A 16,257-nucleotide genomic window follows, 5' to 3' on the forward strand; every position below is an offset into this window, starting at 1 on the left:
AAACTAAATTGCTCTACTGCGACTAAAAGCAAAATCTGTTTCATCTTTTCGCATCGCTTACTCCTTGTTTAAGTCAAGAAGCCATATTTAAACAGATTTTATCGACGGCAGAAACTAACGATGGCAATAAAAGATTACGCTGCAGTAACCGCAACAAAAAAAGCGGTATACCACGGAGCATCTCATCCAGTGAAATGTTTTCGACAAGGAGTTTACTTAATAACGTTTTACTTTAAGCTTCAGGCCGGTGGAGTGTGAGGAATACCGGCACATAATCGCCCCGTCCGTGGGAACGTGTATCATCCTTGAATTTCACTCATACCAGTAACTCAAACGCAGTTCAAATCGATGCTTAACCGATTTATCGTTCAACTGCCCTCTGCCTATAAACTTGAGTAAATACCCATCACCACTCAAGATACAAGGGTTAGCTACTGAATAAATCAGTAGCGCAGTACTCACCCACTTTAATAGCGTTAATACGGTAAAGTCGAGTCCCCTTACTGGGCATACTTATCTTTAATCGCTTTTAACTGTTCACTTCTCGATAAGTCAATGCATTTCATTACCGTAAGCTTTGAATTACCATTTTTACTTATATAATTCTTAGCCAAGAACCTTTTAGCAAGCTCACTAACTTCTTCATAAGCTTCAACAGGATAAGGGCCTAGTTCCACATAAGCACCAACAGCAGAAAATGCCTCCTTATTTATTTCACCATCGGTAAAGCCTTTAGCTAAACACATGCTTAAAGCATAGTTTTCTAAATTATATTTCTGTGGATCATTATTTTTATCATTTTCTCCAGCAATAACAGAGAAAGAAAATAAAAATATAAGTGCTATTATTTTAGAAGCCATAATTGAGCACCACCTGCTTTTTCGAAGTAACAGGAATCAGAACACAAAACCCCGTTCCACAGTGTGACATGACCTGTTGCATCACTCCAATTAACGTTAAATGCAAGAATACCTTTCTTATTACTAAAATCACTTTTATTAACACTCAGTTTGCTTATCACATCTGCTTGATAGAACTGATCATTAAGGAATTTAATCATATCTTCGACCCGATATATATACCATTTATTATCAGCGCCAGATGACGTTTTCCACTTGCTCTCATTTCTAGGTATGTTAATGCCTGCATTATTTAACGCGTAGCTCATGCGAATCGCGCAAGCATTTTGGAATATACCACTATCTATATTGGCTTTGACTTTTCCACCAATGATATTTCCAACTTGGGGAACAGCTACATTAACCTTTGAAAAGCTACTCCACATACTATTAAAACTAGGCCTTGATGCCATTTGAATTTCCTTTTTATATTGTATATGTTTAATTATCTAACCCCATCGCCTTTCAAGTTGCAAGAAAGTAGCAAATTCGAGAGTCCCAAGAACACATACGCTGGACTTCAAGTTGTAGAGGGATTGGTTATGTTGCTCAGCACACCAGCAAGTTTCATTCCGTTGCCACTTACCTACATCTTGACGTAACTTGGTATATAGCCTTCACCATTCAACGGTGTTGGTTGCCATCAATCCCCCAGTCACCTTGGTTTATCAAGCACCTAGGGCTTCGCTCAGTTGACGCCTAACTGCAACTTGAATGAACTTGGGTATAGATAGCTATGTAACAGGAGCAAACGAGTGTAGCCAACGCACATGCGATCTGAAGTATTGACGAGTGCTTGGCATCATACTTGACCTTGCATCAAGGTAGCAAGGCCAAAAATCACTCACTGCGCCACCAAGACAAATTTGCCGGGAACAGGACATTAAAGAACCTATCAATTCTCCGATGCCCTTTTTCCATCACACTTTGATGACATTTTGGGACAGTTGCCGCTTATGACACGGTGACCAATTTATCCTTTCACCGCGACAAACATCATAATGTCGCTGGTAAACGAGCCATCGTCCTGAATAGCAAAGTGCTGGCGAACTTCCTCCGCTACACCTTGCTGTAACGCGCGAATAGCTGTGACAAAATGATCCGGTGTTCGCATTCGAGCTATCCAACTGCTGAATTCCAGATCCAGGCGGTCAGCAGTAGCCTCCCGCACCAACAACCCTGCCTCAGTGAACATACCCAGCCATTCCCCTGGCGCATAGTTCCTTACATGCGAGGTATCACGTAAAACTTCGACGGTTTGCAGATAGATATCCAGTAACGGGTGCCCAGGCGATATCACATCCATAAAGATGGCCTTTCCACCTGGCTTCAACACGCGTTCCACCTCGCGTAAGGCCCGGCCAACATCATGCCAGTGGTGTGCAGAATAACGGCTAATCACTACGCTAAAACTCGCATCATCGAATGGCAGCGATTCCGCCACACCTTGTTGCACCTGAATGTTCGCCAGCCCTTTTTGCTGGGCTGCGTGGCCAACAACCTCCAGCATTTGCGGCGAGAGATCATACGCGACAACTTCAGCCACATTAGATGCGGCGGTAAAACTGGCATGACCAGCTCCGCATCCCAGATCCAGTAACCGGGCAGAGGAATTGTCCGCCAACAGGACAGCTAAGCGCTGCAGATCTCTGCCTTGCGCATGTACTCCGCTGCTTAAGTAGGCATTAGCCTGTTCACCAAACTGACGTTCAACCGCATTTTTATGGCTGTTGCTGATACTCATAGTGACTACCATCTTTATCTGGTCTATACCTGTGCCGGATGACTTACACCGTATTATATCCATCACTCAAATGAGCTTTTGGGACTGCGAGATTAAGGGACACGACCTCAGTGCTAAATGCAGATCAGGGCGTTTCGCTATTGCTGATCTTGGCTAACGCGAGGCGATAGGCTTTTACCTTCTGACGCTTCTTAAACCAAGTGGCAGCAGAAACAATAAAAATCGAACCGGACATGGCAAGAACACCGATCGGATGGCCGTAAAACAGCATTAATACAAAATAAACCGCCGAAACAATTGCCACCCATTTTGCCGAATTCCCCACGGAATTCTTCTCTAAGGCTAAACGCCGGATAGACTCTTCTTCACTGATTCCCATACGCGCTCCTTGTTAGCTAACAGGTCATTATAAATGGGAATATTATTCAACCTTCAATCGCATTGACGGTAAAAAAACGTAAATTACAACACATTTCTCTCCCTTTCTTATCTACGTCGCTGTACGTAATCGGGTTGCAGTGGGAGTAATACAGGAAATGCACAACATAAGCGCCTACGTGTCGGCGTTCCAGTATCCCACTCGCCGTGAAACGCCATTAGCGCAGCTATAAGGCCGTGTCCCTTGATTTCAGATGTGGGCTTATAGGGTTACTTTTTTACTGGATGGTCACGACGAAAAAGCTCCCAACTCTCGATTTCTTTCCCATCAGTCAAAGTACAGGTGGAATACTGACCTTGGGCATTTTGCTTAGCGGTCAGTTTGCCACCCAACTTGGTGCAGTAAACATCGGCCGGATTCGCCAAACCAACATTTTGATTCACTTTAGGTGGGAATGGTGCATCATTCTTAGTCTTTGTAGCACACCCTTGTAACAAGGTGACACCGAGAAAAAGGAAAAGCATCAGGAATTTTTTCATTAGCATTGACTCTACAGTGAGATTAAACAGCGGCACATCCCAACAAATTACTTTTATTCAAGAAAAGTTTTGTTGCTGCCAGCGTAACCAAGCAAAGAATACGTTACCGTTATTATAAGTACCAGGAATATAGGTTGCCTGGAAAGTCAGTTGATTGTACCCAATCGACACCAACGGTAGCGGTGCAGGGATAGGAATGTAGTTCCAATTATCACGGGTGGTTATGCTAGTGGTGAAACCTAACCCAAACCGAAAATCTTTCCTCTCGATAGGGCGCCAGATCTTTTCATAAGCATAGCCGCCAATCGGTTCCCACTTGTTGAACGAATCTTTGAACGCCATTGCGTAAACAGCATGCCAGTTGCCATTTTTATCAAAGCGAGAAATACCGTAACCCGCGCCCCACGGTCGCTCGTTATAATTGTCGAGTTTTTCTTGATCGTAAGTCCAGCGGTTGTGCCAGGTGATTACGGGTAGATAGAACTCCTTATTAGGGGAGTTATTCCAGGTTTCCGCCACATTGTTTTTAAAGTGCGCCCATAATCCTTGATCTTTGGCATGCTTGACGTTGTTGTTTTCTCTACCCGTTTCAGCATTTACAGGTGATGCAGGAAATATTAATACCAATAAACATACAATAGAAATTCTTATAAAAGCCATTATAAACCCCGGTAAAAATACAGCGGGCGATTCTTAACGATCATTCCACCTAAATCAAGCTGTATCTTATTTAGCCAATGCATATATCCGTACATTTGAGATTTTTCTAAGTCAGTCGATATATGCCCAAAATAATTCGAGTTGCTTGTAGGCAGCAAGACCGCGAGTCGCCAAGAGCATAGCCCACTATGTGACGGGTGCGAACGGACGTCACCAACACCCAAGCAACTTGAAGAATGACGGGTATATATTTTAATGATTCAAGCCGCACATAGGCAGCAAAACCTACCGGGAACAGAGTTGAACAACGCTTGTGCTGATAAATAGGATAAATCTTATGAATAAGACTTATCGTACCTAAAGCAGATGACTGGGGTGACAAATATGCCTGTAACCAATGAGAAATATGCAGAAAAGAAGCTCGAAGGAGAAATCGCTAAGATGTTTCTCATCGGTTTTAACGATGCTTGCAACGAGCTATAAAGGATGGGGCACACAGATGGGCAGAGTTACTAAGCACATGCAACATACATGCAAGTGGCAAGTATACCGATACAAATTGGCCCTGCCATGCAGGGCCTTCTCACGCCTGAAACCGTAAATTCAATTCAAATCGACATTCTTGCTGCCGAACAGCCAGGTCAAAATAAACCCTGCGGTGTACGAAATCAGAATGCCGGCAATATAAACCAACATACCGGCATAAATACCCTGTGCCGAGGTCATCAGAGGAATAGAGACTAAACCTGATGGGCCAAACACGGTGTTAAGCCCTACAGGCAGTCCCATCCAGGCGACCAGACCGATAAAGAAACCACCTACAGCTCCGCCTACACACGCAGTCACAAAGGGTTTTAACCGCGGTAGCGTAACGCCATAAATAAGTGGTTCACCGATACCCAAAAAGCCAGGGAATATAGCGCCTTTAATTTGAGTGCGTAACACTGAGCCTTTGGGTGAACGGACAAAAAGTGCCAGTGCCGCGCCTACTTGTCCTGCACCAGCCATTGCCAGAATAGGGAAAAGGGAGTTAAAACCTTGCGCATCCATTAAAGCGAAATAAACCGGTACAAAACCCTGATGAATACCGAAAACTACGGCGATCAGGAACAACCCAGCCAAAATTGCGGTGCCGAACGGGTTACCATTCAAATGCATAAACAGCCAAGACATCCCCTTAAACAACTCGCCACCGACCGGCATAATCACCACAAACGTAATCGCGCCCGTAATCAATAAGGTGATAGTCGAAGTCAGGATCATATCCAGATTGTCAGGAATAAACCGGCGTACCTGCCGTTCAATCCAAGCTCCCAATATACAGGCCAGGAGAACGCCAATAATATTGCCACGTGGATCTATCACCAGACCAAAAAAGTCGCTGAACCCCGCGTAGTAACCACTGGTCCCTTCAGGTACATAACGCAAAATAAATAGCGAAGCGATAATCGCACCATTGACGCCGGTGCCACCAAAGGCTTTCTGGGTGTTAAAACCAATCAAGATGCTCAGGAAGGTAAACAAACCGACGCTAAACACTTTCATGTAGGCAATCAGCCCCTTTAGCCATGCAGCCTGAACCACGCCGTCGGTTACCAGCGTTTGCTGCAACAGGGTTGCTATGCCTAATAACAACCCTGCGGCGATAAATCCAGGAATCAGTGGGGTAAAAATAGTGGCAAATTTAGTCAGAAAGTTATGAATCGCACTATTTTGGCCCGCCTTCCTCTGTTGTTTGTTCTGGCTAGCCAACGCCCGCAAATCGGTCTGTTCAGTTGTCGTCTGCCCCTGCTGCGGCTCAGCATTTAGCAGCGCATTCATCATCTCGCTGGCAGTCTGAGCTTTGCCTGGGCCAAGGATAATCTGCAGTTGGTCATCACCATTAATCACCCCCATTACACCAGGGATTTTCTTTATGTCATCCATCTGAATGCTTTGGCGATCCTTCAGCGTCAGACGCAACCTTGTCATGCAGTTACCACAGACAATGATGTTTTTACTGCCGCCGATGAGGAGTAAAATCTGCTCAATCATAGAAACGGTTATTTTCGCCATGGTTATACCTTTATCCCTTGCAGCGCTTTACGAATAAATCCATTATTTTTAGCCAGGATCGCACTGGCACCCTGTGCAGAAAGGTTGCCAAGGATCATCACGATCGCGGTTTTGCAGTGGCGATTACACTCATTGAGCGCCTTCTCTGCCTCTTCTGGGCTACACTCCGTTGCCTCGACGACAATATTGACCTGTCGCTGCAATAGTTTGGCGTTGGTTGCCTCAACATCCACCATTAGGTTGCTGTAAACCTTGCCACTGCGGATCATTGCCCCGGTTGTTATCATGTTCAGGATTAATTTCTGCGCGGTTCCCGCTTTCATCCGCGATGAACCTGTGACAACTTCCGGCCCAACTCGTGGTTCGATGGCAATATCTGCCGCCTTACTCATTTCGCTCCCCGGATTGCAAGAGATTGACGCTACTTTAGCGCCTACGCTACGTGCATATCCCATCGCCCCCAGGACATAGGGAGTACGACCACTTGCTGCAATCCCAACCAATACGTCACGTGCATTAAAATCAATGTCGCGCAAATCCTGCGCGCCCATTTCTTCGTTATCTTCAGCATTTTCAACGGCTTGTAATATTGCCGTATTGCCACCGGCAATTAAACCGATAACCTGTTCGCGAGGTGTCCCATAAGTTGGCGGACACTCGCTGGCATCAAGTATCCCCAACCGCCCTGATGTACCAGCACCGCAGTAAATCAGCCTGCCACCATGAGCGAAAGCCTCTACCAGAAGATCGACAACCTTTGCCACTTCAGGGAGCGTTGCCTCTACTGCAAGGGACACTTTTTGATCTTCCCTGTTAATCAATGCGAGCATATCGAGTGTTGACAGAGTATCGATTTCAGCGCTGGCAGGGTTGCGGCTTTCTGTTACCATCTTGCTTAAATTAATTTTCATCGTGTTTCCAGTCGTTCAGGCTTTTGACAATATTAAGGAATTATTTATTCCTCATATGTGACACATATCACGGTAAAACGATTCCATGTGGTGCTCCGATAAGGAATAAACATCGAACAAAAATGGCAAAGAATGACTAATCCTTTAATTTCAATAAATTAAAAAAGAGGGATAAAAACCAGCATAGCTGGAATAATCTATAACACTCGCTGGAGATATTATTGATGTCGATTCTAAATGAAATAACCTGGTTGCTACCTAACCTCGCTGAAAACCAGCAAAAGATTGCAAAGTACATTATTGAGAAACCGGAGTCTGTACTTACGCTATCCTCTTCTCGCTTCGCAGAAAGCATCGGAGTCAGTCAGTCTGCAATCGTGAAATTTAGCCAAAAAATAGGCATGAGGGGTTTTCCCGCGCTAAAAATTGCCATCAGCGAAGAATTGGGCAGAAATGAACGCTTAAAATCATACCCACATAAAGCCTTACATAACGCGATTTCATCGGAAGACTCATTGAGCGTCATCGCGCAAAAATTGGCTAGCGAGAAAACGGCTGCGATCATAGAAACGACAAGGAGGCTGAATTTTGAGGTTTTCCGGAAAGTGATAGATATTATCAATAACGCCCAGCGGGTACAGATTATTGGAATATGGGGGTCAGGGCTGACGGCGAAAGATCTTAGCTACAAATTGCAGAAAATAGGAATCATCAGCCTGGTGGAAGCCGACCTTCATGTTCAGTTAGCCACTGCGCACTGCCTAACGCCCAAAGACGTGCAAATCGTTCTTTCTTTCAGCGGCAGAAGGAAAGATATGCGTACCGCAGCCGGCATGGCAAAAGCACAAGGTGCAACGGTGATCGCCATAACAGGCAGTAAAGAAAACCCACTGGCCAAGATGGCAGATTACGTGTTGGAAAGTGTCTCTGACGAAAATGAGTGGCGAAGCTCTTCGATTTCATCAAGAACGGCACAGAATACCCTCACAGATTTAATTTTCCTTGCCTTGATGCAACAACGAAAAGACATTGCCAAACCTCTGCTTCTCAATACCAGTATGGCTATTAACAACCTCGATGATTAGGCTACGCCCCTCAATTGCAAACGAGCACCCTTGGCGGTCATTTGATTGCAGAACACGGCATGGACCGTAAGATGGGGCCACAGGTCTGGCCCCAAAAGACTCACTAGACTTGATGACTTTGTACAACACTGCCCCAGACCATTTCCCCTTTGTGGAAGGTAGCTGTTCTGGGCGAAATCCGCGCCACCGCTTCAGCGGAACAGGAAGCGTCAACCAGCACGAAACTGGCGTCGTCCGCTGCTTTTGGCCAAATGCGTTCACCTTTATCGTTCAGCGGCAGCACATCCCCCGTCGCAATCGCCAACGCACGCGACAGAGTTTTCTCATTCGGGCGAATGTAGAGTTGTGCATAGAGATTGGCTTTTTCCAGCATGTCACCTAAACCAAACGGCGACCAATGGTCGATCACACTGTCCGTACCCGTCATGACAAATACGCCTTTATTACGCAATTGACTGAGCGGCATATGCAGCGTACCAATAGGCACCGTAGAGGCAATGGTTACCTGCTGGGCTGCCATACGGGTTGCTAATTCATCCACCTGCTGTTCATTCAGCGTTGCCAGTACAAAGGCATGGCTAATGGTCAGCTTGCCTTTCAGCTGAGGGGTTTTCTCTACGGTATCTAGCATGTATTTCACCGCGGCCAACCCAGCCGGACTGGTTTCATGCAAATGAATGTCAACCCCTTTGCCATAATCCAGAGCTATCTGGAACATAGTATCGAGAGATTTCTCCATTGCGTTATCGACACTGGTCGGATCCAGACCGCCCACATAGTGCGCCCCAGCCTGCATCGCCTCACGCATCAGTGGCTCCGACTTTGAAAGCAGCAAGCCATGCTGTGGAAAAGCAACAATTTCACAGTCGAAACCGGACTGACGGCGGGCCAGCACTGCCTGTAAGTCCTCAAGGTTTTTTAGCCCGGAGACGGGTTCCACGTTGCAATGGCTACGAGCAATGGTGGTACCGTGTGACTGTAGAAGATCGATCAGTTTTCCTGCTCGCTCCTGCGTATGGGGCCGTAGTTCTGGCAACAATTTATGTTCCAGCGCGATCATATCCTGGACTGTGGTGCCTGCCGGACGATTTAGCGCACGCCAAGGACCACCATAAAACGTTTTATCCAGATGAATATGCATATCACGCATGGTGGGTAGCATCAGCTTGCCACCAGCGTCATACACCGGCAAATTGCTGTCTGGGTGTTGCCGATTACCGTGTAAAGCAACGATCTTCCCTTGTTTGATCTCCAGGCTTTTAAGTTCTGTCCGGGTAGCAACCGGGATCCCCCCCTCAAACTCAAAACCCGCTTCGAGCAGAACGTTATCCAGATAATAATGCGAGGTTGTGATCCGCATGTGTTGTGACACCTCACATTTGTCTGTTACTGGCTGGGCAGCATAACCAACGGACGTAGTCACACCGAATAGTGCGCAAGCAGCGGCTGCCTTGCCGCTATGACTCAAGAAATCACGGCGGCTTTTATTCTCATTCATCGCTTCTTCCCTCTCAGACATTGACGATATGCGTACCGGTCTCACCGCGCAACGCTGCCGGTAAGCATTCCGGCGAAGTGATCACCACACGTTTTCCTCCATGGTGCAAAAATGCCAGACTGGCAGCGATCTTCGGTAGCATACTGCCGGGAGGGAAGTGCCCTTCTTCCATATAACGTGTCATCTCTGGCACAGTGACGCGTCCCAGTTCACGCTGGTTAGGTTTGCCAAAATGAATGCACACCTTTTCCACCCCGGTGGTGATCACCAGGATATCTGCGCGAATCTCCCTAGCCAGCAAGGCAGTCGAAAGGTCTTTATCTATTACCGCATCAACGCCCTGATAGTCTCCCTGTGGGCCACGAACCACCGGTACGCCACCGCCACCTGCGCCAATAACCACAAAGCCCTGTTGCGTAAGTACCTTAATGGCATCGGCCTCGATAATGTGCTTGGGTTCTGGTGAGGCAACCACCCGGCGATAGCCACGCCCAGAGTCTTCCACAAAATGCCAGTTCGGATGTTGTTGTAACAACGTGTCGCGCTGCGCTTCACTAAAGAAGGCACCTATCGGTTTGGTGGGATGGGTGAAACCAGGATCGTTCTTATCCACCTCGACCTGCGTGACAACAGTTACCGCTTTCTGCTCACCACGCTGCGCCAACCGATTATTGAGCGCCTGCTGGATCAGATAGCCGATCCCTCCTTGAGTATCCGCTACACAATTGGCAAGTGGAGTCAGCGGCAATCCTTCATATTGATGGGCCAACTCTGCACGGCGCAGATCAAGCCCCACTTGAGGGCCATTACCATGAGTGAGCACAATGTCATAATCGGAGGCCAACATCTCAAGCACCGATCCCGCTACCGCTTTTACCGCTTCGGCCTGATGTTCAACAGACTGACTGGCGTTATCTTTAATAATGCTGTTACCACCAATGGCCACTACTACAAGTTCTTTCATCTGCTTTATCCGATAAGAGATGGGGCAAAGCCCGTTTTAGGTTACGTAGTCTCGGTTGATTCCTGCACGGATACTGGGGCGTTTTCACGGCTATCGAGTAAATGTTTCACCACAAACATCCCTGTCATCATCAGATAGGCCAACATAAACATCATCGAGCTACCCAATGCAAAGCCAACTGTGGGAGAGTGGATCACACCGAACAATGACAACAGTGCGCCCGTTGCCGCCGCAACTGCCCCCCTCAGTGGTTTATTGTTAATGGCAAAAATAGCAATACATCCCCATAACATGCTGGCAAGCGGCGCCCCATTCCCCAAGTGCACCAGCCCTTGGTAGTATACCCCTTTGCTGTACAGCAATTCTGTACCCAGTTTGGCTGCGGAAGTCCCCGCGGCCCCCATGACACTGTTGACCATGGTCAGGGCCCAGTTGGCGATCCACGGGAACAGGCAGATAAAGATCACCGGCACTTCCACTTTCGGCGTTTCCCTCACTACCTGATTGGCCGTCACCACACCGATAAACACCAGAATTGGCACAATAGCGGTCATCGGTATCACTGCAAGCATAAAGGCACCAAGACCAAATAACGGTACAACGAACATGGTCACGCCAGAAGCCAATGTGTAACCAATACTTGCCCCCATCGCTTTCCAGCCCGCATGGCCAACATAAACGGTCACAGGGAATGGGTTACCCAACAGACAGCCAATCATTGAGGAGAAACCATTCGCCATCATGACTTTACGGGTATCGTAGTTATCTCCTGCGGCATGCGCACTTTCGATGTTTTCCAAGTCGAAAATATAGTTCGCCAGCCCAAGGGGAACGGCTGAAGCCAGATAGGGTAGTGCATGCGGCAATCCATTAATAAAACCGTCGACATGCACTCCAGGCGGATTGAACCCGAAAGAAGACATTGAAGCCTTGATCGCCTCTGGACTTTGCAGACCGGAAATCCACGCCAGGACCGTGCCAGCAACCAGCAGTAGCAAACCGGTGGGGATACGCGCGAAGATGGGTTTTTTACCAAACCAGTTGATGAAGATCAGCAGCAGAACAATGAATGAAACCGTAGGTGCTTCGAACGCCTGCAGCATCGGATTCATCGCCAGCAGCAGCAGCCCCAGACCAGAAAGACAGGAAAGCAAAACGGTTCGCGGGATCATCTTACGGATAGTTTCCCCCAGGAACGAGCCACCTACCAAAATGAGTGCTTCAACAAAGCACCACACCAGGCCAATCTGGATGGCAAAATCGGCATCACCGGTTTGCTGGTAAACTGGCATCAATACTAGGAAGGTCACAGTAAAAATTGACGGTGCGCTAGGGCCGGAGGGCAGCGCGGTCACATCGGTACGTCCGGTCTGGCGCACCATCTGCAGTGCAAACCAGGTATAACAGACGCTGGCCATCAGCACTGCCAGGCCAAAGGCAGGGGCAATGCGGCCGTAGACAATTTCTTTGGGAATACCGACTACAAAAATCAGTAACCCCATCATGGTGAGTAGATTAGTCAGGTTATTGGTCATCAGCCCAAAATAGGCTGCCCAGTCACCGCATTTCCACTCTAATTTTATTCTGTTCATGGAATGTCCTTCACAGGTCGTTAAAACACGCCTTACGATCCAGAGATCGTCATCGGTCCTGCAGGTGAACAATGCTCAGGCTTTGCTACTGTGGGGCTAACGCGAAGTTAGCCCAGTATCTTGTTATTGGCAGTAGCGATCGCGATAAGTCAGTAGCGCCTTCTCAAAACAAGCAAACGGCGGATGAACAATCCCGGCACCGATCATACCTATCCCAGCATCCTTATGGGCTATCGCGGTGTTAATCACCGGCAGGATGCCGCTGCTGCCCACTTTGGTAATATCGATAGCCGTTGGGACGCCCATAAAGGACAGTAAAGGAATGGTGACATTAGGGTTTTCGCCAAGGGTGATTTCCCGCATCTGACGGGAGAAATCGATCGCCTCTTCGACGGTCCCCCCTACCAGCGCAACAATGGCCGGGGCCGTCGCCATAGCAAAACCGCCAATCCCATAGGTTTCAGTAATCGCGCTGTCGCCGATATCCAACCCAGAGTCTTCCTCTTTATAACCAGCAAACATCGGCCCGATAACCTGTTGCGCCGGGCCGGTAAACCACTGCCCCGGTAGTCCACTGACGCGCAGACCAAACTCGACGCCATTGCGCGCCATGGTTGTCACCACCGTACTGTATTCAATACCGTGTGCAGCATCCATTGCCGCCTTGCACATCGCCATCCAGGTAGGGCCGGAGAAGTAATCACTGCTGGCAACAAAATCGAAGACCTCACGCTGCTGTTCCACCGAGTAACCGGCCTGGATGATCCACGGCGTCAGTGCCTGGATCAGCAGGGTGGTGCCTGCGTTATTGCGGTTGTGGCACTCGTCGCCCATGTGAAGCGCCTGCGCCAGCATCAGCCGCAGGTCGATCTCACCCGCCAATTTCATGGCATCACGCAACATCGGGCCCTGCACATCACGCATCCAGTTCAGGCGGTCAATAACGCTCTGGTCATTAGCTCCCATACGCAAGATCTTCGCCATCTGCTCACTCATGTTGGTATAGGCACGGTTGCCGTAGGTTTTGTTTTCTACGATGTGCATAAACATTGACGCAGAGGTCACGCCAGCCATTGAGCCGACACAGTCATGCTCATGGCAGGGGGAGAAGGTGATTTCACCGGAAGCCGCCAGTTCAGCCGCCTCATCGAGGTTGGCAGCCAATCCCTCGAACACCAGCGCACCGGTTACCGCCCCTTTCATCGCCCCACACATTTTTTCCCAACTAATCGGTGGGCCAGCGTGAAGAATGGTCTTGCGGGTCATACCCGGTACCACATTAATAGCCTGATCGTAACCCACCAGAACCGGATGTGACTTGATAATGCGCTCCAGCGCCAGTTTATTCGCTGCCGCAATCTTGTCAGCAAATGCCGGAGACGCTATCTGGTCAAGAGCCTCAACGACTGCCATATTGCCCTGCCCTGGCGGCGTCCAGTCAAGATGAGTGACCGGGATATGCTGTTTTTTAAGGTCATCACTGAACATGGCAATACCCACATTGATCACATTCAGTGGTTGGTTAAAGAATGAATGGCTCATCAGGCTTTCTCCCCTTTGCAGACAAATTCACGCGCCAGTAATCCGGTATTGGTGCTGCTACTTGCCCAAATGACGCCCGCGTCCGTGAGCATCTGGCACTGTTGCTGCAGTGATGGCGTATCAAGATCGGTCCCCAGCACATAGCCAAGGATCTCCAGTGGCCGTTTCTCGCGTGCGGCAATCGCCTTGGCTTCTTTGATTGCTTCAATCATTACGCCCACAGGATCTTCATGCGCACCAAAACCAAGCACAAAATCCATCACTATCACACCAACCTCAGGATCACGCGCCTCCTGTAATAAACGACTGATACGGTTGGTTGGGTCGATCATTGGATGCGGTTTACCATTGGTGAAGTCATCGTCACCAAAGTCGAGAAAAGTATGCGCTATGCTCTGGTTGAGATCTTTTAAGCGTTTGGACGGGTCGGGTTGAATATTGCTGTAAACATCGCTGTATTTCTCCAAAGCCGCAAACATCGCTTCATCACACAGCGTACCGCCGCAGAATAGACCGCGAATGTATTTTTGCTGTGGTGTCAAACGTGCACGCACTTCTTCAATCAGCGGCCAATTGAGAGGATGAAGATCGAGGGACTCTTGTTTGATACCGGTGAGTAACACGGCTTTTAATGCCGCCTCTTTGGTGGCACGGGCAAACTGTAATCCTTGCTCATCAGCCGGTGGTGCATTACGCCCAAGGAAGCAGACCACCACCGGTTTACGGCATGCACGAGCACGTTCAAGCACCTTGTGTGCCACCGCCGACGCGGGTGGTTTTGATACCAACACGATGACTTCAGTTTGGCTATCGTCCTCCAGCATTTTCAGCGCATCAAGCATCATCAGGCCACCGATCTTTTCACTAAGATCGCGCCCACCGGTGCCAATCAGTTGTGAAATACCACCGCCAAACTCATGGATGCGCACGCTCAGTTCCTGGCTCCCTGTTCCAGATGCGCCGATGATGCCAATGTTGCCACGGCGCACCGCGTTACCAAAACAGAGGGCCGCGCCATTGATGATGGCAGTACCGCAGTCGGGCCCCATCATCAGCAACCCTTTTTCATGCGCCAACTGTTTCAATGCCAGCTCATCGTCAATAGAGACATTATCGGAAAACAGCATCACGTTTAGATTGTTTTCCAACGCCTGACGCGCTTCGCGCGCTGCGTAGAGGCCATTAACTGAAATAACTGCAAGATTGCTCTCTGGAATATTGGCTTTTGCGCTGGCAACAGTGGCATAACGCGCTTCGTGCCGAGCGCCTTTATCTTTGTTAGTAAACAAGGCTTCAATGGCCTGCAGCGTAGCGTCGTTGGCTTCGTCGCTGGCGCCCTTAATCACAATCATCAGGTCGCCGTTTTTGGCCGCCTCCAGCTCTGGCGTCAATAACCCCAAGTTCTGCAACACGCTTTTGTTCATTTCCGTGGCCATAGCCACAAACGCCTGTTCAACCCCTGCCAGTTTATTTGCTTTGGTCGAAATCGACATCAGCGAAACGGAATCAAACCAAGTGTTCTTTTTAACAATGATCCTGATTGGCATTATGTTCTCCAAAATATGCGGTCAACAGGCAGGCATCCGCCATGCCAAATAGCATGTCGCATCCTGAACTTGAGCCGACTTTCTTTATCTCGTTAATGGTATGAATAATTAAGTCACTATCGTCTTGTACAATTTTTTCTATCAATTCCCCAATAACCTGCCGATAACGCTGATTGATTGCCTCCTCTAGCGTAATTGCACTCAGCAGCGTCGTTTTCTCTTTCGCTTTATTCAATGCAGTGAGAAAAATTTCACGATATTTTCGTAGAGGATTGCCTGACAGCATCAATATACTGCATAACCCTACCAGATAATCGTCACCGGAAGGGGTTAAACCAATACCCAATCCAATCAGAGCGTTTATTTCCTTATCAATATTTTCATTCCGGCTTATTGCTTTCAATAAAGCACAGCGGTTACTCTGTAATAACCGAGCCATTTCTTGATAAAAGATATTGTCACCGAGGTAATCAAAAAGCGAATTACCAGATAATGCATGCTGATTAATCCATTGACTCCATTTAAACCAATTAATATGAGTTATACTCTCTTCAAATAAATATTTCTCCGAACATTGCCACAAATGGCAACGGGAGAGATCTATCCATTTATTCTGGCCAATCTCAATACCGTCCGTTAAAAACTGAACCGGTTCACCAGGGCTAAATACTTTTTCGCAGTGCTTAAGCGCTATTCGGCAACTATTTGGTGCATTATCATACCCATCGCTGAGTAATGCGTAGAGCATTTTCTGTTCTGGGACGAACAGGTTTACCGCTCTATCAAAAACCTGTTCGACATGCCCGACTAACCTTTGACGAGGGAAGGCCATATCAGCCGAA

At 48.1% G+C, this 16,257-nt stretch carries 15 protein-coding genes; 1 reads left to right on the forward strand and 14 read right to left on the reverse strand.

From position 1 onward, the window contains the following. Positions 1 to 500: 500 nt before the first annotated feature. The 8 genes from OK023_RS13445 to murQ form a co-directional block, all read right to left on the reverse strand. Positions 501 to 860: a T6SS amidase immunity protein Tai4 family protein gene (locus OK023_RS13445; RefSeq protein WP_317693218.1), complete on the reverse strand. Its 360-nt coding sequence runs from the start codon at positions 858 to 860 to the stop codon at positions 501 to 503. Next, positions 845 to 1,312, reverse strand: coding sequence for a type VI secretion system amidase effector protein Tae4 (locus tag OK023_RS13450; RefSeq protein WP_317693219.1), 468 nt, complete (start codon positions 1,310 to 1,312; stop codon positions 845 to 847). The genes OK023_RS13445 and OK023_RS13450 overlap by 16 nt, the downstream gene beginning before the upstream one ends. A 560-nt stretch (positions 1,313 to 1,872) precedes the next feature. Next, complete coding sequence (locus OK023_RS13455) at positions 1,873 to 2,643, reverse strand: class I SAM-dependent methyltransferase (RefSeq protein ID WP_317693220.1); 771 nt, start codon at positions 2,641 to 2,643, stop codon at positions 1,873 to 1,875. 124 nt (positions 2,644 to 2,767) lie between these two features. After that, positions 2,768 to 3,022, reverse strand: coding sequence for an ABC transporter ATP-binding protein (locus tag OK023_RS13460; RefSeq protein ID WP_317693221.1), 255 nt, complete (start codon positions 3,020 to 3,022; stop codon positions 2,768 to 2,770). A gap of 269 nt (positions 3,023 to 3,291) precedes the next feature. Next, positions 3,292 to 3,561 (reverse strand): DUF333 domain-containing protein, encoded by a 270-nt coding sequence (locus OK023_RS13465; RefSeq protein ID WP_317693222.1) that lies wholly within the window; start codon positions 3,559 to 3,561, stop codon positions 3,292 to 3,294. Positions 3,562 to 3,618: 57 nt separating this feature from the next. After that, the gene (gene pagP / locus OK023_RS13470) at positions 3,619 to 4,221 is read right to left on the reverse strand and encodes a lipid IV(A) palmitoyltransferase PagP (protein WP_411569359.1); all 603 of its coding nucleotides are present in this window, start codon (positions 4,219 to 4,221) and stop codon (positions 3,619 to 3,621) included. Between the two features lie 603 nt (positions 4,222 to 4,824). Further along, the gene (gene murP, locus OK023_RS13475) at positions 4,825 to 6,276 is read right to left on the reverse strand and encodes a PTS N-acetylmuramic acid transporter subunit IIBC (RefSeq protein ID WP_317693223.1); all 1,452 of its coding nucleotides are present in this window, start codon (positions 6,274 to 6,276) and stop codon (positions 4,825 to 4,827) included. 2 nt (positions 6,277 to 6,278) lie between these two features. Next, positions 6,279 to 7,187 (reverse strand): N-acetylmuramic acid 6-phosphate etherase, encoded by a 909-nt coding sequence (gene murQ, locus OK023_RS13480; RefSeq protein WP_317693224.1) that lies wholly within the window; start codon positions 7,185 to 7,187, stop codon positions 6,279 to 6,281. Positions 7,188 to 7,411: 224 nt separating this feature from the next. Between murQ and OK023_RS13485 the strand changes: the two genes are divergently transcribed. Continuing rightward, a complete protein-coding gene (locus OK023_RS13485) occupies positions 7,412 to 8,272 on the forward strand; it encodes a MurR/RpiR family transcriptional regulator (RefSeq protein ID WP_317697710.1) in 861 nt (286 codons plus the stop codon). A 103-nt stretch (positions 8,273 to 8,375) separates the two neighbouring features. Here OK023_RS13485 and OK023_RS13490 read toward each other — a convergent pair whose 3' ends face one another. From OK023_RS13490 to OK023_RS13515, 6 genes are all read right to left on the reverse strand, one after another. Then, positions 8,376 to 9,770, reverse strand: coding sequence for an amidohydrolase family protein (locus OK023_RS13490; protein ID WP_317693225.1), 1,395 nt, complete (start codon positions 9,768 to 9,770; stop codon positions 8,376 to 8,378). Positions 9,771 to 9,783: 13 nt separating this feature from the next. Further along, the gene (locus OK023_RS13495; RefSeq protein ID WP_317693226.1) at positions 9,784 to 10,734 is read right to left on the reverse strand and encodes a carbamate kinase family protein; all 951 of its coding nucleotides are present in this window, start codon (positions 10,732 to 10,734) and stop codon (positions 9,784 to 9,786) included. 41 nt (positions 10,735 to 10,775) lie between these two features. Next, positions 10,776 to 12,326, reverse strand: a complete 1,551-nt coding sequence (locus OK023_RS13500) for a xanthine permease (protein ID WP_317693227.1) — start codon at positions 12,324 to 12,326, stop codon at positions 10,776 to 10,778. Between the two features lie 123 nt (positions 12,327 to 12,449). Further along, positions 12,450 to 13,868: a DUF1116 domain-containing protein gene (locus OK023_RS13505; protein ID WP_317693228.1), complete on the reverse strand. Its 1,419-nt coding sequence runs from the start codon at positions 13,866 to 13,868 to the stop codon at positions 12,450 to 12,452. Beyond that, on the reverse strand, positions 13,868 to 15,415 hold the full coding sequence (gene fdrA, locus OK023_RS13510; protein WP_317693229.1) for an acyl-CoA synthetase FdrA: 1,548 nt from the start codon (positions 15,413 to 15,415) through the stop codon (positions 13,868 to 13,870). The genes OK023_RS13505 and fdrA overlap by 1 nt, the downstream gene beginning before the upstream one ends. Next, positions 15,393 to 16,247, reverse strand: coding sequence for a DUF2877 domain-containing protein (locus OK023_RS13515; protein WP_317693230.1), 855 nt, complete (start codon positions 16,245 to 16,247; stop codon positions 15,393 to 15,395). Before OK023_RS13515 ends, fdrA begins: the two co-directional genes overlap by 23 nt. Positions 16,248 to 16,257 lie beyond the last annotated feature (10 nt).

Source organism: Serratia sp. UGAL515B_01 (genome assembly GCF_033095805.1).
Taxonomy (GTDB): domain Bacteria; phylum Pseudomonadota; class Gammaproteobacteria; order Enterobacterales; family Enterobacteriaceae; genus Chania.